Source organism: Pseudomonas vranovensis DSM 16006 (assembly GCF_000425805.1).
Lineage (GTDB): Bacteria > Pseudomonadota > Gammaproteobacteria > Pseudomonadales > Pseudomonadaceae > Aquipseudomonas > Aquipseudomonas vranovensis.
In genome coordinates this window covers 194656-212178 of the sequence record NZ_KE384455.1, presented here as the reverse complement: position 1 = coordinate 212178, position 17523 = coordinate 194656, and the positions used below count along the sequence as shown (strand labels likewise).

The following is a 17523-nucleotide window of genomic DNA, read 5'->3' as shown; positions in this document are numbered from 1 at the left end:
AGGCTGTCGCCAGCGGCTACACGGGTAATCTGTAGCCGCTGCCGAGGGCCTGGTTACTGGCCGGTGTAGATCTGGTCGAACACACCACCGTCGTTGAAGTGGGTCTTCTGCACGGTGCGCCAGTCACCGAAGGTCTTCTCTACCGACAGGAAGTCGACTTTGGGGAAGCGGTCGGTGTACTTGGCCAGCACGGTTGCATCACGGGGGCGCAGGTAGTTGTTGGCGGCGATTTCCTGGGCCTCTGGCGACCACAGGTACTTCAGGTACGCCTCGGCAGTGGCGCGGGTGCCTTTCTTGTCGACCACTTTGTCGACCACGGTCACCGGTGGCTCGGCTTCGGCGGAGACGCTTGGGTAGATGACCTCGAACTGATCGCGGCCGAACTCGCGAGCGATCATCTCGGCTTCGTTCTCGAAAGTCACCAGCACATCGCCGATCTGGTTGGTCATGAACGTGGTGGTGGCGGCGCGACCGCCGGTGTCGAGCACTGGCGCCTGCTTGAACAGTTTGCCGACGAAGTCCTTGGCCTTGTTCTCGTCTCCGCCGTTCTTCAACACATAGCCCCAGGCCGAGAGGTAGGTGTAGCGGCCGTTACCCGAGGTCTTGGGGTTGGGCACGATGACCTGGACGCCGTCCTTGAGCAGGTCGGGCCAGTCTTTGAGGGCCTTGGGGTTGCCCTTGCGCACGATGAACACCGTGGCCGAGGTGAACGGCGCGCTGTTGTTCGGCAGGCGGGTCACCCAGTTGTCGGGCACCAGCTTGCCGTTGTCGGCCAGGGCGTTGATGTCGGTGGCCATGTTCATGGTGATGACGTCGGCCGGCAGGCCGTCGATGACCGAGCGCGCCTGCTTGCTCGAACCACCGAACGACATCTGCACGGTGAGTTTCTCTTTGTGCTCGGCTTCCCAGTGCTTCTGGAAGGCGGCGTTGTAGTCCTTGTAGAAGTCGCGCATCACGTCATAGGAGACGTTCAGCAGCGGCGGCGCTGCGTGGGCCAGGTTGCTCAGGGCGAGGCCTGCGGCCAGAAGCGAGGCACTGAAGAGTTTTTTCACTGTGCATTCCTTGTTCGAATTGGCATCAAAGGCATTTTGCCAGCGACTATAACGGTTCGGCTTTAGGCGCTAAAAGATTAAAAAGTGCTGTGCTTATTCCATTTTCTTAAACAACGCGTTGCCACAACGGGAGCAGAACGCTGCCCCATGTTCATGGTTGTTCTTGCGGCACACCGGACAGTCGTGCTGCAGCTGTTCGCCGCGCATGGCATTGGCCAGCTCGGCAGTGAAGATACCGGTCGGCACGGCAATGATCGAGTAGCCGGTGATCATCACCATCGAGGAAATCACCTGGCCCAGCGGCGTCTTGGGCACGATATCGCCAAAGCCCACGGTGGTCAGGGTGACGATGGCCCAGTAGATCCCCTTGGGGATACTGGTAAAGCCGTGCTCGGGGCCTTCGACCACATACATCAAGGTGCCGAACACCGTCACCAGGGTCGAGACGCTGACCAGGAAGACGATGATCTTCTGCTTGCTGCCCCGCAATGCCGCGAGCAGGTAATGCGCCTGCTTGAGGTAGGGGCTGAGCTTGAGCACGCGAAAGATGCGCAGCATCCGGATCACCCGGATGATCAGCAGGTACTGGGCATCGCTGTAGTATAGGGCGATGATCCCCGGCACGATCGCCAGCAGGTCGACCAGGCCATAAAAACTGAAGGCGTAGCGCAGGGGCTTGGGCGAGCAGTACAGGCGCACCACATATTCGGCCAGGAAGATCGCGGTGAAGCCCCACTCGATGCCGGCCAGCAAGCCGGCGTAGTTCTGGTGGACTTCATCGATGCTGTCGAGCACCACGGTGATCAGGCTGGCGAGGATGATCAGCAGCAGGAGGCTGTCAAAACGTCGGCCCGCGACGGTGTCGGTTTGAAAAACGACGACGTAGAGCCGCTCTCGCCAGCTCAAGGGGGTATCCATGTTCAGCTCCATTTCACAATGGAGCTGAGCCTAGGGGCAGCCCTTCAGCTATGCAAGCGGCCGGCACGGCGAACCAGCGGACGGCGCGTCAGGCGCTGGCCGATCAGCACCAGCCAGCAGGCCAGGATGAACGGTGCGGTAAGGCCTGGGACCGGCAGGTGCGCGACCACAGGTTGCAGGACGATCGCCAGGAGCATCGCCAGCAACGGCAGCCAGGGTTGCTGGCGGGTCTGGCTGAAGGCCAGGGCGGCGAGTGCGGCATTGAAACCGCAGAGGCCGGCGTAGGCCGCACTGGCTTCGCCACCGAGCAGGGCGACGCTGCCGCCCAGCGCTGCACCGAGCAACGCCCAGGCGGCGGCATAGCGGTTGGCGATCAACAGGCCGATGGCAATCAGCAGGCCGGCCAGCGGGTTGTCCAGGAGGAAGATCTGGCCCAGGCCGCGCGCCAGTGCGTAGAGCGCATTGTGCTCAAGTGGGGTTGCAGTGCTGGTAGCCGGTTCGCTGACCAGCAGCACCGCCCAGCCGATCAGCACGAAGGGCGCGGTGTAGGCCGGCAACAGCAGGTTGGAGCTGGCGCGCTTGAGCCACTGGTGTACGAGCATGCTGCTCAGGCCACCGGCGGCGATGATCAGCGGCGGCAGGATGGCCGACCAGGGCAGGGCGTAGCTCAGCAACAGGCCGAGCAGTACGCCGTTGTAGCTGTACAGGCCGGCCTGGCGATCGGTGCGGTTGTAGCCGCGGCGCTGGGCTGTGAGCAGCCCGGCGAGGGCGCCCAGCAAGGCGCCGCCGACCAGGTCGGGGGCGGTCAGTGTGATGGCCAGCAGGCAGAGCAGGCCGCACAGCGGGCTGCGCTGCAGCAGGACCTGGCTGAAGCCATTGAGCAAGGCCGTGGCCCAGTCGGGGCACGGGTTGACGAAATTCTTGGTGTACATGGGGGCAGTCTGGGTTGATGTGGAGTGGGGAGGCCTCTGTCGGGCCGGGTTTTCCCACATGAATTCTTTTTGCTGATCATCGCGGGGCAAGCCCGCTCCCACAGTATTGCCTGTAGGAACGGGCTTGCCCCGCGATGGGTTATTACCCTCAGATCAGTGTTTCGATCCGCAGCGTGTTAGTCGATCCTGGCTTGCCAAAAGGCACACCGGCAGTGATCAACAGCGTGTCGCCACGGCTGGCCATGCCCTGGGCCTGGGCGATTTCCAATGCGGTGGAGCAGATTTCATCAACCTGGCGCAGACGATCGTTGACTACCGAATGCACGCCCCAGGCCACGCTCAGGCGACGAGCAGTGGACAGGTTGGGGGTCAGGTTGAGGATCGGCGCCCGTGGCCGCTCGCGAGCGGCGCGCAGGGTCGAGGCACCCGATTCACTGTAGTTGACCAGCACGGCCACCGGCAGGATGCCGCTGATCCGACGGATCGCACAGCTGATGGCGTCCGACACGGTCGCTTCGGCCTTGGGACGACCGACGTCCAGTTGCGCCTGGTAGTCCGGGCCGTTCTCGACCTGGCGGATGATCTTGCTCATCATCTGCACGGCTTCGAGCGGGTAGTCGCCCGAGGCGGTCTCGGCCGACAGCATCACCGCATCGGCGCCTTCTGCCACGGCGTTGGCCACGTCGGTGACTTCAGCGCGGGTCGGGGCTGGGGAGAAGCGCATCGATTCGAGCATCTGGGTGGCGACGACCACCGGTTTGCCCAGCTCGCGGCAGGTGTTGATGATGCTTTTCTGGATCTGCGGCACGCTTTCGGCCGGCACTTCCACGCCCAGGTCGCCACGGGCAACCATGATCGCATCGCTCAGCTCGGCAATCGCACGCAGTTGGGTAACTGCCGAAGGCTTCTCGATCTTGGCCATCAGGTAGGCGCGGTCGCCAATCAACTGACGTGCTTCAACGATGTCTTCCGGGCGCTGCACGAACGACAGCGCCACCCAGTCCACACCCAGCTCCAGGCCGAAGGTCAGGTCGCGGCGGTCCTTGGCGGTCAGCGGGCTGAGGTCCAGAACGGCCTGGGGCACGTTGACGCCTTTGCGGTCCGACAGCTCGCCGCCGTTGAGCACTTCGGTCTCGATGGCATCGGCGTGCTTGGCGGTAACCCGCAGGCGCAGCTTGCCGTCATCGAGCAGCAGGTCCATGCCTGGCTCAAGCGCCGCGATGATTTCCGGGTGCGGCAGGTTGACCCGCGAGAGGGTGCCCGGGGTGGTGTCGAGGTCCAGGCGCAACGCCTGGCCGCGCTGCAGTTGCACCTTGCCGTCGGCGAAGCGGCCCACGCGCAGCTTGGGGCCTTGCAGGTCCATGAGGATGCCCAGCGGGTAGTTGAGCTGGCTCTCTACCTCGCGGATCCACTGGAAGCGCAGGGCGTGGTCTTCGTGTTCGCCGTGGCTGAAGTTGAGGCGAAAGATGTTCACCCCGGCTTCGACCAGTTGGCGGATGTCGTCGATGCCCTTGATGGCAGGGCCGAGGGTAGCGAGGATTTTGACTTTTTTGTCAGGCGTCATGGTTGGCACTCTCGAGGATCAGAATGGCGCGAAAATCGTTGACGTTGGTCCGCGTCGGCTCGGTGACGATCAAGGCATCGAGAGCGGCGAAGTAGCCATAGCCGTTGTTGTTGTCCAACTCGTCGCTGGCCGACAGGCCCAGGGCCGCGGCGCGCGCGTAGCTGTGCGGGGTCATCAGGGCGCCGGCGTTGTCTTCGGAACCGTCGATGCCATCGGTGTCACCGGCCAGGGCGTAGACGCCGGGCAAACCCTTCAGGCTTTCGGTCAGGCTCAGGAGGAACTCGGCGTTGCGTCCGCCGCGGCCATTGCCGCGCACGGTCACGGTGGTTTCGCCACCGGAAAGGATCACGCAGGGCGGCGACAGCGGTTGGCCGTGCAGCACGATCTGCCGGGCGATGCCGGCATGTACCTTGGCGACTTCCCGCGATTCGCCTTCCAGGTCACCCAGGATCAGCGGGCTGAAGCCGGCCTGACGGGCCTTGACCGCGGCCGCTTCCAGCGACTGCTGGGGACGGGCGATCAACTGGAAGTGGCTGCGCGCCAATGCCGGATCATCGGCCTTGACCGTCTCGGAGGCCGGGTTGTTCAGCCAGGCGGTGACGGCAGCAGGCGCTTCGATGTTGTAGCGCTTGAGGATCGCCAGGGCTTCGGCCGAGGTGCTCGGGTCGGCCACGGTGGGGCCGGAGGCGATCACGGTTGCCAAATCGCCCGGTACGTCGGAAATCGCATAGGTGTAGACGGTGGCCGGCCAGCAGGCCTTGGCCAGGCGGCCGCCCTTGATCGCCGAGAGGTGCTTGCGCACGCAGTTCATCTCGCCGATGGTGGCGCCGGATTTGAGCAGGGCTTTGTTGATCTGTTGCTTGTCGGCCAGGGTCAGGCCTTCGGCTGGCAGGGCCAGCAGGGCAGAGCCACCGCCAGACAGCAGGAAGATCACCCGGTCGTCGGCGCTGAGGTTGCTGACCATCTCCAGCACGCGCTTGGCCACGGCCAGGCCTGCGGCGTCGGGCACCGGGTGGGCGGCTTCGACCACCTCGATCTTGGAGCAGCTGGCGCCGTGACCGTAGCGGGTCACCACCAGGCCGGAAACCGGGCCTTTCCAGCTGCGCTCGACCACTTCGGCCATAGCCGCTGCGGCCTTGCCGGCGCCGATGACAATGACGCGACCGCTGCGGTCGCTGGGCAGGTGGGCTTCAAGGACCTGGCGAGGGTGCGCGGCATCGATGGCCGTGGCGAACAGCTCGCGCAGAAATTGTTGCGGATCGACCGACATGGCAGGCTCCAATCTTATTGTTCTTCAAAATCAAAAACGCCCCTGGGTTCGCCTCCGTGCAGGCAGACCCAGGGGCGGTGTTGCGCGTTGAACCGTGTAGCGTGCAGCGTTGTTTATTTCTCTTCGCGGATCGAGAAGTTGGCCATGTGCTCAAGGCCCTTGATCAGCGCGGAGTGGTCCCAGTTGGCGCCACCGATGGCCGCGCAGGTGCTGAACACTTGCTGGGCGTTGGCGGTGTTGGGCAGGTTGATGTTCAGTTCCTTGGCGCCTTGCAGGGCCAGGTTCAGGTCCTTCTGGTGCAGGCTGATGCGGAAGCCTGGATCGAAGGTGCCTTTGATCATGCGATCGCCGTGTACTTCCAGGATCTTGGAGGAGGCGAAGCCGCCCATCAGTGCTTCACGCACCTTGGCAGGATCGGCGCCGTTCTTGGCGGCGAACAACAGGGCTTCAGCCACGGCCTGGATGTTCAGGGCAACGATGATCTGGTTGGCAACCTTGGCAGTCTGGCCGTCGCCGCTGCCGCCGACACGGGTGATGTTCTTGCCCATGGCCTGGAACAGCGGCAGAGCGCGTTCGAAGGCATTCGGGCAACCGCCGACCATGATGCTCAGGGTCGCAGCTTTGGCGCCAACTTCACCGCCGGAGACCGGGGCGTCCAGGTAGGTAGCGCCGGTGGCCTTGATCTTCTCGGCGAAGGCTTTGGTGGCGGTAGGGGAGATCGAGCTCATGTCGATCACCACCTTGTTCGGGCCAACGCCCAGCGCCACGCCGTTCTCGCCGAACAGTACCGAGTCTACCTGTGGGGTATCGGGCACCATGACGATGATGAATTCAGCTTCCTGGGCCACTTCTTTCGGGTTGGCCAGGGCAACGGCGCCAGCGGCGATCAGGTCGGCCGGGGCGGCATCGTGGTGGGTGGACAGGAACAGGCTGTGACCGGCTTTTTGCAGGTTCTGCGCCATTGGGTGGCCCATGATGCCGGTGCCGATAAATCCGATTTTAGCCATGAGAAAAGCCTCTTGTAATTTTTGGATGCGGGTGCCGGTAGGAGCGGGGTTGTCCCGCGATAGCGCCACTGCGGTCGCTATCACATCGCGGGGCAAGCCCGCTCCCACAGAATCCTCAGATTGCGTTGTGCGATTTCAACCAGCCAAGGCCAGCTTCGGTGGTGGTCAGCGGCTTGTATTCACAGCCCAACCAGCCCTGGTAGCCGATGCGGTCCAGGTGTTCGAAGAGGAAGCGGTAGTTGATCTCGCCAGTACCCGGCTCGTTGCGGCCCGGGTTGTCGGCCAGCTGGATGTGGTTGATCTTGGCCAGGTTGCTTTCCATGGTGCGGGCCAGGTCGCCCTCCATGATTTGCATGTGGTAGATGTCGTACTGCAGGAACAGGTTGCTGCTACCGACTTCAGCCTGGATTTCCAGGGCTTGCTTGGTGTTGTTCAGGTAGAAGCCCGGAATGTCGCGGGTGTTGATCATTTCCATGACCAGCTTGATCCCGGCGGCTTCCAGTTTGTCGGCGGCAAATTTCAGGTTGTCGACGAAGGTCTTGCGCACAGTGGCGCAGTCCGGACCTTGTGGACGAATACCGGCCAGGCAGTTGACCTGGGTGTTGCCCAGTACCTTGGCGTAAGCGATGGCCAGGTCCACGCCTGCGCGGAACTGCTCGACGCGGGCCGGATCGCAAGCGATACCGCGATCGCCATTGGCCCAGTCACCGGCCGGCAGGTTGAACAGCACCTGGGTCAGGCCATGGGCATCGAGCTGCTGCTTGATTTCAGCCGAGCTGAAGTCGTACGGGAACAGGTACTCGACACCGCTGAAGCCTGCATCGGCGGCAGCCTTGAAACGGGCGAGGAAGTCCTGCTCGGTGAACAGCATGGACAAGTTGGCGGCAAAACGTGGCATGGATGTCTCCTTGCAAAAGTGGGCCCTGTGCATGACGCAGCAGGGCCGCTCAAGCGATCAGTCGAGCATGGAAATCGCGGTTGGCGCGTCGTTGCCGACCAGGGCCAGGTCTTCGAATTCGTTGACCGCGTTGATTTCGGTGCCCATGGAAATGTTGGTCACGCGCTCGAGGATAACCTCGACCACTACCGGTACCTTGAACTCTTCAGCCAGTTTCTGCGCCTTGAGCAGGGCCGGGGCGATTTCACCTGGCTCGGTCACGCGCAGGGCCTTGCAGCCCAGGCCTTCGACCACGGCGACGTGATCGACACCGTAACCGTTGAGTTCCGGTGCGTTGACGTTCTCGAACGCCAGCTGCACACAGTAGTCCATCTCGAAGCCACGCTGTGCCTGACGGATCAGGCCCAGGTAGGAGTTGTTCACCAGAACGTGGACGTACGGCAGGTTGAACTGCGCACCTACGGCCAGCTCTTCGATCATGAACTGGAAGTCATAGTCGCCCGACAGTGCAACGACCTTGCGGGTCGGGTCGGCCTTGACCACGCCCAGGGCTGCAGGGATGGTCCAGCCCAGTGGGCCGGCCTGGCCGCAGTTGATCCAGTGGCGAGGCTTGTACACGTGCAGGAACTGGGCGCCGGCGATCTGCGACAGACCGATGGTGCTGACGTAGCAGGTGTCTTTGCCGAATACCTGGTTCATTTCCTGGTAAACGCGCTGTGGCTTGACCGGCACGTTGTCGAAATGGGTCTTGCGCTGCAGGCTCGATTTGCGCTGCTGGCAGTCTTCCAGCCAGGCGCTGCGATCTTTCAGCTTGCCGGCGGCTTTCCACTCGCGGGCCACTTCCAGGAACACGTCCAGTGCGGCGCCAGCGTCGGACACGATACCCAGGTCCGGGGTGAACACGCGGCCGATCTGGGTCGGTTCGATGTCGACGTGGATGAAGCGACGACCTTCGGTGTAGACGTCGACGGAACCGGTGTGGCGGTTGGCCCAACGGTTACCGATACCCAGCACCACGTCGGACTTGAGCATGGTGGCGTTGCCGTAGCGGTGCGACGTCTGCAGGCCGACCATGCCGACCATCAGCGGGTGATCGTCAGGGATGATGCCCCAGCCCATCAGGGTCGGGATGACCGGAATACCGGTCAGTTCAGCGAACTCAACCAGCTTGTCGCACGCATCGGCGTTGATGATGCCGCCACCGGCCACCAGCAGTGGGCGCTCGGCGGTGTCGAGCATGGCCAGGGCTTTTTCGACCTGGACGCGGTTGGCGGCAGGCTTTTGTACAGGCAGTGGCTGGTAGGCGTCGATGTCGAATTCGATTTCAGCCATCTGCACGTCGAACGGCAGGTCGATCAGCACAGGCCCTGGACGGCCGGAGCGCATTTCGTAGAAGGCTTTCTGGAACGCGTACGGCACTTGGCCCGGCTCCAGAACGGTGGTCGCCCACTTGGTCACCGGCTTGACGATGCTGGTGATGTCGACGGCCTGGAAATCTTCCTTGTGCATGCGGGCACGCGGCGCTTGGCCGGTGATGCACAGGATCGGGATGGAGTCGGCGGAGGCGCTGTACAGGCCGGTGACCATGTCAGTGCCGGCAGGGCCGGAGGTGCCGATGCACACGCCGATGTTGCCGGCCTTGGTGCGGGTGTAGCCCTCGGCCATGTGCGAGGCGCCTTCAACGTGACGAGCGAGGACGTGATCGATACCGCCGACTTTCTTCAGGGCCGAGTACAGCGGGTTGATTGCAGCACCCGGAATACCAAACGCGGTATCAACACCTTCGCGGCGCATCACCAGAACGGCTGCATCAATTGCTCTCATTTTGCTCATGGTTTTGTGCCTCTTTGATTTTGTAATTGTATACAAATGGCTTTTCGTCAGAGTGTATTCACGCCAGGCGACTCTGGTCAATCCATTTTCATCAGCGATGGGTGCTTTCGTCGGGAAGCCCGCAAAAAAGGCTTTTCGTCAGAATTGGGTTATCGCGTTGAAAATATTGTATACAAAAAAATTCGCCATTGTGTTCTATTTGTTCTATTGATTTTTACACCTGCCCTCGGGCTCCTAACAACAAGAGGACCTTTCCATGAACGCATTGACCTTGAAAGTCGCCGTCAGCCTGGTGAACGCCGCGCTGGTAGCGGGCCGCAAGATCAACTCTGCTCCCCTGACCGTGGCCGTACTCGACAGCGGCGGCCACCTGCTGGCGCTGCAACGCGAAGACGGTGCCAGCCTGCTGCGCCCGCAAGTGGCGATGGGCAAGGCCTGGGGGGCGATCGCCCTGGGCAAGGGCTCGCGCCTGCTGGCGCTGGACGCGCAGCAGCGCCCGGCGTTCTTCGCCGCGCTCAATGGTCTGGGGCAGAGCCCTGTGGTGCCGGCGCCGGGTGGCGTGCTGATCCGTAATCAGCAGGGCGTGGTGGTGGGGGCGATCGGTATCAGTGGCGATACCTCGGACATCGACGAGCAGTGTGCGATCAGTGCGATCGAAGAGGCAGGCTTGACGGCGGATGCCGGTGTAGCGGCATAAAGCTTAACGCACGTAGCCGCTGCCGCCAGGCTGCGATCGGCCGCAAAGCGGCCGTAGAGGTTTCAAGGCGACTGCTGCGCAGTCGATCGCAGCCTGGCGGCAGCGGCAACGATGACAGTTATCTGCAGGGGATCAGGCGTCGGGCTCGCAGCCCTTGAGCACCAGGCGGATGATGGTCTGCGCTGCGGCTTCATAATCGCTGTCATCGAGCTTGGCCTTGCCGGTGACCACCGAAATCTGCCAGTCGAAATCAGCGTAGGTCTGGGTCGCTGCCCAGATGCTGAACATCAGGTGGTGCGGATCGATCGGGGCGATCTGGCCGCGGTCGATCCAGCCCTGGATACATTCGATGTTGTGCCGGGCCTGTTCGTTGAGCTGCTCCACCTGGCTCGGGCTCAGGTGCGGGGCACCGTGCATGATCTCGCTGGCAAATACCTTGGAAGCGAAGGGCAAGTCGCGGGAAATGCGTACCTTGGAGCGGATGTAGGCGCTCAACACCTCTTTGGCATCACCGTCGGCATTGAACGGGGTGGATGCCTGCATGATCGGTTCGATGATGCTTTCCAGGACCTCGCGGTAAAGGTTTTCCTTGGATTTGAAGTAGTAGTAGACGTTGGGCTTGGGCAACCCGGCCTTGGCGGCGATGTCGCTGGTCTTGGTGGCGGCAAAGCCCTTGTCGGCAAACTCCTCGCTGGCCGCGCGCAGGATCAGTTCTTTGTTGCGCTCGCGAATGCTGCTCATGGTTGACGCTGTTCCTCGTGTCGGGCCGCAGGCGGCACCGGGCCTGAAAGGGCGGTTGCGCATGGTAGCACCGCGCTCGCAAAGGGCTCAAGGTGGCGACTTTGGGCTATGCTGAGCACCTCTCAACCCGCTGGAATCAGGCAAACATGGCAGGAAGCAGTCTTCTGGTATTGATCGACGATATCGCCACGGTATTGGACGATGTCTCGGTAATGACCAAGGTCGCGGCGAAAAAGACCGCAGGGGTGCTGGGCGACGACCTGGCGCTCAATGCCCAGCAGGTCACCGGCGTGCGCGCCGAGCGGGAAATCCCGGTGGTCTGGGCGGTGGCCAAGGGCTCGTTCGTCAACAAGCTGATCCTGGTGCCGGCGGCGCTGTTGATCAGTGCGTTCATCCCCTGGGCGGTAACGCCGCTGCTGATGATCGGTGGTGCCTTCCTGTGTTTCGAGGGTTTTGAAAAGCTCGCCCACAAGTTCTTGCACAACAAGGCTGAAGACCAGGCCGAGCAGGAGGCGCTGATCGAGGCCGTGGCGGATCCAGCGGTCGATCTGGTCGCCCTGGAAAAGACCAAGATCAAGGGCGCGATTCGCACCGACTTCATCCTCTCTGCAGAAATCATCGCCATCACCCTGGGCGCGGTCGCCGACGCACCGCTGCCCCAACAGATCATCGTGCTGTCGGGCATTGCGATTGTCATGACCATCGGTGTGTATGGCCTGGTGGCGGGCATCGTCAAACTCGATGACCTGGGCCTGTGGCTGACCCAAAAGGCCTCCCGTGCCGCCCAGGGGCTGGGCAACGGCATCCTGAGCGCGGCACCGTACATGATGAAGAGCCTGTCGGTGATCGGTACGGCGGCGATGTTCCTGGTCGGCGGCGGGATTCTGGTACACGGCGTGGCGCCGTTGCATCACGCCATCGAGGCGTTCAGCGCAGGACGGGGCGGAGCGTGGATGGGGGCACTGCTCAATGGCGGGGTGGGGATTGTTGCCGGGGCTGCGGTGCTGGCGGTTGTGGCGGTTGTTGGCAAGGTGTGGCGGGCTGTGAAGGGCTGAGATTGATCGCGGGGCAAGCCCGCTCCTACCGGTGGAGTAGGAGCGGGCTTGCCCCGCGATTTCAATCAGAAATGAACCTTGACCAGGAAGCTGGCAGTGTTCTGGTCGGTATCGAAGGCGTCGCTGTCCTTGATGCCGTACTTGTTCTTCCAGTAGTCGTATTCAAAACCGACGTACAGCTGCTTCTCGCCCCAGTTCAACGCCTTGCCCAGGTCGTATTTGACCTGTGGGTTGAAGTGCAGGTTGGCGTGGTAGGTGCCACGGCGGCTGGTGGCATCGTTGTCGACGACCCAGTCCATGAAGCCATCGATGAGGATGTCGGACTTGCCCACCGGAATGGTATATGCCCATACCGGGGTGATCTGCCAAACGTTGTCACCGGCACGGCTGCCTTCGGTGTTGCGCTGGTAGAAGTTCAGCTGGAAGTAATCGAAGCCCGGGATTGCCAGGTCGAAACCAGGACCGATCAGGTAGGACTCGGTATCGCCCTCGCCAAATTCGTAGGTCATGGCCAGCAGCACGTCCTTGATCGGGCCGAACTCCAGCTTCTGGTCGAAAATCTTGCCGAACGACAGGCGCGGTTGAATCTCGCCGTAGTAGGTGTTCGGGCCGTTGTTGAAGTCCTTGTCGCCGTTATAAAAAATCTTGTCGACGAAGATGAAGTTGTCACCGTATTTCCAGGCGTCGGCGTGCTCGAAGGTCACGGTCTGCTGGATTTCCGGGTTGACGGCAAAGTTCTTGCCCCACAGATAGGTCAGGCTGTTGTTCTGCCATTGCAGCAGATCACCGGCGGTGGCGGCAGTACTGGCCGCCAGCAGGCCGCCGGCGAGAATCAGGCTATTGGTAATGCGCATCGCTGTGTTGCTCCCTTGATTGAATCTGTTGTCGGTACTCTGAGCGGCACCGTTGGGTTCGTTACTTGTCTTTCGAGTCAGTTTTTTTCGATTGGCCACAGCTATTTGGCAAGAGCTGCGCCAACTTTCCGGGTACGGCACAACAATCCTGCTCGACGTCTTTCTGAACAGTTGAAAAAGGGACATCAGGTTGGCATCACGCCTGCCAACCGCCCGAATTCATTGACTGAGCGGTCAGCAAACGCGGGCAGAATCCATCCTGCCCTATCGAGGGGGCGCGCAGATTACTGGCTTGCGCGCGGGTCCTCAAGTGCTCCGTCATGGAGCGGGTGCGGCTAAAACTGTGCGTTTGGTCAGGTTTTAGAAATGAACCTTGACCAGAGCACTGGTCACGCTCTGGTTGGTATCGAGTCGTCCGCTGTTCTCGATGCCGTATTTGTCTTTCCAGTAGCTGTACTCAACACCCACGTATAACTGCTTGGCGCCCAGGTTCAGGGCCTTGCCCAGGTCGTATTTGACCTGTGGGTTGAACTGCAGGTTGGCGTGGTAGGTGCCGCGGCGGCTTTCGTCGTTATCGACCACCCAGTCCATGTAGCCGTCGATGAGCACGTCGGATTTGCCCACTGGAACGGTGAAGGAGAAGGTCGGGGTAATCTGCCAGACGCCATCACCCGGGCGGCTTCCCTCGGTGTTGCGCTGCATGATGTTGAGGGTGAAGTAGTTGAAACCGGGAATCGCCAGGTCAAAGCCGGGGCCGATCAGGTAGGCCTCGTTGTCGCCCTCGCCAGACTCGTAGGTCATGGCGATCAGTACGTCCTTGATGGGGCCGAATTCGAATTTTCGCTCGAAGATCTTGCCGAACGACAGGCGTGGGCTGAACTCGCCGTAATAGGTGTTGTTGCCTTTGTTACGGTCGGTGCCGCCGTTGTAGAAGATCTTGTCGACGAAGAAGAAGGTATCGCCGTATTTCCACTTGTTGGCGTGTTCGAAGGTCACCGTCTGCTGGATCGCAGGGTTGACCTGGAAGTCCTTGCCGTAGAGATAGGTCAGGCTGTTGGTGTGCCAGAGCAGCAAGTCCCCTGCGGTGGCTGGCAAAGCGGCCAGCAGACTGCTGCCCAGCAGAAGGGAAGTGGTGATGCCTTTCATGTTGTGATTCCCGGCATTGTTATTGTTGGTTTTGGGTTTTTCGGCGCGAGGCGCCCCGGCCGACCCGCTCCTACGGGTCGACGGTCCTGCGTATTGCTCGGGTGAAACCGGGCGGCATGCGCCGCCCAAAGGCTCAGTGCTGGTGGGCGGCTTCGTTGTGCGCTGCGCGCTCGGCGCCGCCCAGGATGTTGAACAACAGGTTGAGGATCAGGGCGCTGACCGTGGCCATGGCAATACCGCTGTGGGTGATCGGTTCCATCCACTGGGGCATCTGCGAGAAGAACTCGGGACGGACCACCGGGATCAGGCCCATGCCGACGCTGACGGCTACCAGCAACTGGTTGCGACGGTCGGCGATGTCGGCTTCCTGGAGGATCTTGATACCGGTGGCCGCGACCATGCCGAACATCGCGATCGAGGCGCCGCCCAAGACTGCAGGGGGGATCGAGGCGATCAGGAAGGCGGCCTTGGGCAGCAGGCTGAGCAGGATCAGGAAACCACCGGCCACCACGGTTACATAGCGGCAACGCACGCCGGTCATTTGCACCAGGCCGATGTTCTGGGCGAACGAGGAGTGGGTGAAGGTGTTGAAGAAGCCGGCCACGAAGGAGGCGCCGGCGTCGCACATCAGGCCGCGGCGCAGCATGCCCGGGGTGACTTCACGGTCGGTGACCTTGCCCAGGGCGAGGAACATGCCGGTGGACTCGACGAAGATGATGACCACCACCAGGCACATCGACAGGATCGGCGCCAGGCTGAAGGTCGGCATGCCGAAGTGCAGCGGGGTCACCACTTGCACCCACGGCGCGTCGTCCAGGCCGGACAGGTCGACCATGCCGATGGAGCCGGCAAGGATGTAGCCCAGGCCCATGCCGATCAGCACCGAGACATTGACCCAGAAGCCACGCATGAAACGATTGACCAGCAGGATGGTGGCCAGCACCAGGGCTGCGACGGTCAGGTAGACAGGGGAGCCGAAGGTTTCGGCTTCGGCACCGCCACCGGCCCAGTTGACGGCAACCGGGAACAGCGACAGGCCGATCGAGGTGATGACCGTGCCGGTCACCAGCGGTGGGAAGAACCGCACCACCTTGGACATGAACGGGGCGATCAGCATGCCGAAGAAACCGGCGGCGATGGTCGCACCAAAGATACCTTGCAGGCCGACACCGGGCATCCCGGCCATGGCCACCATGCTGCCGACAGCAGCAAAGCTTGCACCCATCATGACTGGCATGCGGATGCCAACAGCACCAATGCCGAACGACTGGACGATGGTGGCGACACCAGCGACCAGCAGGTCGGCATTGATCAGGAAAGCGACTTCTTCACGAGAAAGGCCGGCGGCCTGGCCAATGATCAGTGGCACGGCGATCGCGCCTCCGTACATCAGCAAGACATGTTGTAGACCCACCAGGAACAGTTGGAGCATTGGCAGTGGCTGTCGTGGGGGCGCAACGGGGATGTACGCCTTGCGTGACTCGGACATGCAACACCTCGGTTTTGTTTTTATTCTTTAGCGCTGCAAGCTTCAAGCGCCAGGCTTCGGGTAGAAGCATCACGTGGCGCTTGGCTTGCAGCGTTCTTGCTTGTCACTTACAGCTTGAAGCGTGGCGCAACCTCAGTTGGTCGGCGCGCCTTTGGCGATCCAGGCACCAATCAGTTCACGTTCCTGCTGGGTCATCTGAGTGATGTTGCCCAGTGGCATGATCTGCGTGGTGACGGCCTGCGCCTGGATGCGCGCAGCCTGTTGCTGGATCTGTTGCGGGGTGTCGAGCATCACACCGGCAGGTGCGGCGCTGAACAGCGGGCTGGTCGGCTTGGCCGAATGGCACACGGCGCAACGTTCCTGGATGACGCTGTGGATCTTGTCGAAACCGGCGTCGTCGAGCTTGGCAACGGTGGCTGCCGGGGCTTCGGCTGGGGTAGCAGCCTGGGCCGGTTCGGCGGCTTTCTCTGCCGATTTTTCGGCGGCGGTCTTGCCACCCAGAGCGGTTTCCGGCAGCGGCTGGTACTCGACCTTGGCTGCGGCTTGCTCAGGGGCGGTTGGCATCGGCGCAGGGCCAGTGACGTAGGCCAGGCAGATCATCGACAGGGCACCGACTGGCAGGGTCCAGGCATACTTGTTGCTGTCATGACGGGTGTTGAAGTAGTGACGAACCAACACTGCAGCCACTGCGATACCGGCCAGGATCAGCCAGTTGTACTGGCTGCCGTACGTGCTCGGGAAGTGGTTGCTGATCATGATGAACAGCACCGGCAGGGTGAAGTAGTTGTTGTGCCGCGAGCGCAGCAGGCCCTTGGCCGGCAGTACCGGATCAGGCGTCTGGTTGGCTTCGATGGCGGCCACCAGCTGGCGCTGGGCTGGCATGATGGTGCGGAACACGTTACCGACCATGATGGTGCCGATGATTGCGCCGGTGTGCAGGTAGGCACCACGACCGCTGAACACCTGGCTGAAGCCGTAGCAGGCAGCAATGACCAGCACGAACAGCACCAGGCCCAGCAGGGCAGGGCGCTTGCCCAGGGGCGAGTCGCAGAGGAAGTCGTAGATGAACCAGCCAGCGATCAGCGAGCCAACGCCGATGGCGATGCCTTCACCACCCGAAAGGGTGCTGCCAGGGGCCAGCAGGTACAGGGTCGGGTTCCAGTAGAACACCAGGCACAGCAGGGCAATACCCGACATCCAGGTGAAATAGGCTTCCCATTTGAACCAGTGCAGGTTCTCCGGCATTTTTGGCGGAGCCAGCTTGTACTTCTCCAGGTGGTAGATCCCGCCACCGTGAATCGCCCAGAGATCACCGGAAAGTCCGTCGCGCGGATTGGCGCGGTTGAGGTTGTTCTCCAGCCAGACGAAATAGAACGACGCGCCAATCCAGGCCACGCCAGTGATCATGTGAACCCAACGCACGCTCAGATTCAGCCATTCCAACAGATGTGCTTCCACAGTCTTTACCTCTACCCTGGCATCCTGTCGCCGGATGCTCAGGTCTTCTCTTATTGGTGGGGGGCGAGGATCAGTTGCTCATCCTCATTGAAAAAATGCTCATCGCAGTTGTTGCCAGTGCCACTGCGATCAACCACCAGGAAGTCATCCCGCTTTTCGATCGTCAGCACCGGATGGTGCCAGACGCCGCGATGGTAATTGATGCCCTGCCTTCCATTGCTGCGGAAGGCGCGGACAAGGCCCGATACAGGTGCATCGCCAACTGGCGCGACCACGATCAGAAAGGGGTTGCCGAGCAGCGGAATGAAAGCCTGGCTGCCCAGCGGATGGCGCTCCAGCATGCGAACGGTCAGTGGCATGTCCTGCGCGTCGGCGCGGAAAATGCTGATGATCGCGTTGTCCTCGGGCTGGGCGGTCTCGACCGTCGCCAGCTTGTGGAAGCGCATGGTCGAACCGTTGTTGATCATGAAGTGGTCGCTACCGTCGGTTTCGATCACGTCACCGAAAGGGGCGAAGGCTTCTTTGGTCAATGGCTCAATCACTAAAGTGCGCATGCGGATTCTCTTTATTCTGTGTTGTGGAGGGTGTCGCTTTAATTGCCGGGGCCCT

The 17523-nt window shown here is 61.8% G+C and carries 16 protein-coding genes; 2 read left to right on the top strand and 14 right to left on the bottom strand.

What is annotated here, in order from left to right:
• Positions 1–53 precede the first annotated feature (53 nt).
• The 8 genes from H621_RS0121975 to gcl all read right to left on the bottom strand — a co-directional run bounded on the left by H621_RS0121975 (position 54) and on the right by gcl (position 9474).
• Positions 54–1052 (bottom strand): sulfate ABC transporter substrate-binding protein, encoded by a 999-nt coding sequence (locus H621_RS0121975; RefSeq protein ID WP_028945434.1) that lies wholly within the window; start codon positions 1050–1052, stop codon positions 54–56.
• A gap of 93 nt (positions 1053–1145) precedes the next feature.
• On the bottom strand, positions 1146–1970 hold the full coding sequence (locus H621_RS0121970) for an ion transporter (RefSeq protein ID WP_028945433.1): 825 nt from the start codon (positions 1968–1970) through the stop codon (positions 1146–1148).
• A 44-nt stretch (positions 1971–2014) separates the two neighbouring features.
• Complete coding sequence (locus H621_RS0121965; RefSeq protein ID WP_028945432.1) at positions 2015–2902, bottom strand: urea transporter; 888 nt, start codon at positions 2900–2902, stop codon at positions 2015–2017.
• Positions 2903–3050: 148 nt separating this feature from the next.
• Positions 3051–4466, bottom strand: coding sequence for a pyruvate kinase (pyk, locus tag H621_RS0121960; RefSeq protein WP_028945431.1), 1416 nt, complete (start codon positions 4464–4466; stop codon positions 3051–3053).
• Positions 4456–5736: a glycerate kinase type-2 family protein gene (locus H621_RS0121955; protein WP_028945430.1), complete on the bottom strand. Its 1281-nt coding sequence runs from the start codon at positions 5734–5736 to the stop codon at positions 4456–4458. The genes pyk and H621_RS0121955 overlap by 11 nt, the downstream gene beginning before the upstream one ends.
• A gap of 113 nt (positions 5737–5849) precedes the next feature.
• A complete protein-coding gene (locus H621_RS0121950; RefSeq protein WP_028945429.1) occupies positions 5850–6743 on the bottom strand; it encodes a 2-hydroxy-3-oxopropionate reductase in 894 nt (297 codons plus the stop codon).
• Positions 6744–6858: 115 nt separating this feature from the next.
• Positions 6859–7641: a hydroxypyruvate isomerase gene (gene hyi, locus H621_RS0121945; RefSeq protein WP_028945428.1), complete on the bottom strand. Its 783-nt coding sequence runs from the start codon at positions 7639–7641 to the stop codon at positions 6859–6861.
• A gap of 57 nt (positions 7642–7698) precedes the next feature.
• Positions 7699–9474 carry a glyoxylate carboligase gene (gcl, locus tag H621_RS0121940; RefSeq protein ID WP_028945427.1) on the bottom strand — a complete coding sequence of 592 codons (1776 nt, stop codon included), beginning with the start codon at positions 9472–9474 and terminating at the stop codon, positions 7699–7701.
• 256 nt (positions 9475–9730) lie between these two features.
• Between gcl and H621_RS0121935 the strand changes: the two genes are divergently transcribed.
• Positions 9731–10171 carry a GlcG/HbpS family heme-binding protein gene (locus tag H621_RS0121935; protein ID WP_028945426.1) on the top strand — a complete coding sequence of 147 codons (441 nt, stop codon included), beginning with the start codon at positions 9731–9733 and terminating at the stop codon, positions 10169–10171.
• A gap of 132 nt (positions 10172–10303) precedes the next feature.
• Here H621_RS0121935 and H621_RS0121930 read toward each other — a convergent pair whose 3' ends face one another.
• On the bottom strand, positions 10304–10912 hold the full coding sequence (locus H621_RS0121930) for a TetR/AcrR family transcriptional regulator (RefSeq protein ID WP_028945425.1): 609 nt from the start codon (positions 10910–10912) through the stop codon (positions 10304–10306).
• A gap of 146 nt (positions 10913–11058) precedes the next feature.
• Here H621_RS0121930 and H621_RS0121925 point away from each other — a divergent pair, with 146 nt between their 5' ends.
• Positions 11059–11967, top strand: coding sequence for a DUF808 domain-containing protein (locus H621_RS0121925; protein WP_028945424.1), 909 nt, complete (start codon positions 11059–11061; stop codon positions 11965–11967).
• 65 nt (positions 11968–12032) lie between these two features.
• Here the strand turns inward: H621_RS0121925 and H621_RS0121920 are convergent, their stop codons facing one another.
• The 5 genes from H621_RS0121920 to H621_RS0121900 form a co-directional block, all read right to left on the bottom strand.
• Positions 12033–12821, bottom strand: coding sequence for an outer membrane protein OmpK (locus H621_RS0121920; protein ID WP_028945423.1), 789 nt, complete (start codon positions 12819–12821; stop codon positions 12033–12035).
• A 360-nt stretch (positions 12822–13181) separates the two neighbouring features.
• Positions 13182–13967, bottom strand: coding sequence for an outer membrane protein OmpK (locus H621_RS0121915; RefSeq protein ID WP_028945422.1), 786 nt, complete (start codon positions 13965–13967; stop codon positions 13182–13184).
• Between the two features lie 133 nt (positions 13968–14100).
• Positions 14101–15456, bottom strand: a complete 1356-nt coding sequence (locus H621_RS0121910) for a nucleobase:cation symporter-2 family protein (protein ID WP_028945421.1) — start codon at positions 15454–15456, stop codon at positions 14101–14103.
• A 132-nt stretch (positions 15457–15588) separates the two neighbouring features.
• Positions 15589–16914 carry a urate hydroxylase PuuD gene (locus H621_RS0121905; RefSeq protein WP_028945420.1) on the bottom strand — a complete coding sequence of 442 codons (1326 nt, stop codon included), beginning with the start codon at positions 16912–16914 and terminating at the stop codon, positions 15589–15591.
• A 50-nt stretch (positions 16915–16964) separates the two neighbouring features.
• Positions 16965–17468, bottom strand: coding sequence for an ureidoglycolate lyase (locus tag H621_RS0121900; protein ID WP_028945419.1), 504 nt, complete (start codon positions 17466–17468; stop codon positions 16965–16967).
• Positions 17469–17523 lie beyond the last annotated feature (55 nt).

What these genes read in the sequence shown, in the direction of transcription:
- H621_RS0121970 (WP_028945433.1), bottom strand. Translation starts at nt 1,970, where the DNA reads ATGGATACCCCCTTGAGCTGGCGAGAGCGGCTCTACGTCGTCGTTTTT.
- H621_RS0121965 (WP_028945432.1), bottom strand. Translation starts at nt 2,902, where the DNA reads ATGTACACCAAGAATTTCGTCAACCCGTGCCCCGACTGGGCCACGGCC.
- pyk (WP_028945431.1), bottom strand. Translation starts at nt 4,466, where the DNA reads ATGACGCCTGACAAAAAAGTCAAAATCCTCGCTACCCTCGGCCCTGCC.
- H621_RS0121955 (WP_028945430.1), bottom strand. Translation starts at nt 5,736, where the DNA reads ATGTCGGTCGATCCGCAACAATTTCTGCGCGAGCTGTTCGCCACGGCC.
- H621_RS0121950 (WP_028945429.1), bottom strand. Translation starts at nt 6,743, where the DNA reads ATGGCTAAAATCGGATTTATCGGCACCGGCATCATGGGCCACCCAATG.
- hyi (WP_028945428.1), bottom strand. Translation starts at nt 7,641, where the DNA reads ATGCCACGTTTTGCCGCCAACTTGTCCATGCTGTTCACCGAGCAGGAC.
- gcl (WP_028945427.1), bottom strand. Translation starts at nt 9,474, where the DNA reads ATGAGCAAAATGAGAGCAATTGATGCAGCCGTTCTGGTGATGCGCCGC.
- H621_RS0121935 (WP_028945426.1), top strand. Translation starts at nt 9,731, where the DNA reads ATGAACGCATTGACCTTGAAAGTCGCCGTCAGCCTGGTGAACGCCGCG.
- H621_RS0121930 (WP_028945425.1), bottom strand. Translation starts at nt 10,912, where the DNA reads ATGAGCAGCATTCGCGAGCGCAACAAAGAACTGATCCTGCGCGCGGCC.
- H621_RS0121925 (WP_028945424.1), top strand. Translation starts at nt 11,059, where the DNA reads ATGGCAGGAAGCAGTCTTCTGGTATTGATCGACGATATCGCCACGGTA.
- H621_RS0121920 (WP_028945423.1), bottom strand. Translation starts at nt 12,821, where the DNA reads ATGCGCATTACCAATAGCCTGATTCTCGCCGGCGGCCTGCTGGCGGCC.
- H621_RS0121915 (WP_028945422.1), bottom strand. Translation starts at nt 13,967, where the DNA reads ATGAAAGGCATCACCACTTCCCTTCTGCTGGGCAGCAGTCTGCTGGCC.
- H621_RS0121910 (WP_028945421.1), bottom strand. Translation starts at nt 15,456, where the DNA reads ATGTCCGAGTCACGCAAGGCGTACATCCCCGTTGCGCCCCCACGACAG.
- H621_RS0121900 (WP_028945419.1), bottom strand. Translation starts at nt 17,468, where the DNA reads ATGCGCACTTTAGTGATTGAGCCATTGACCAAAGAAGCCTTCGCCCCT.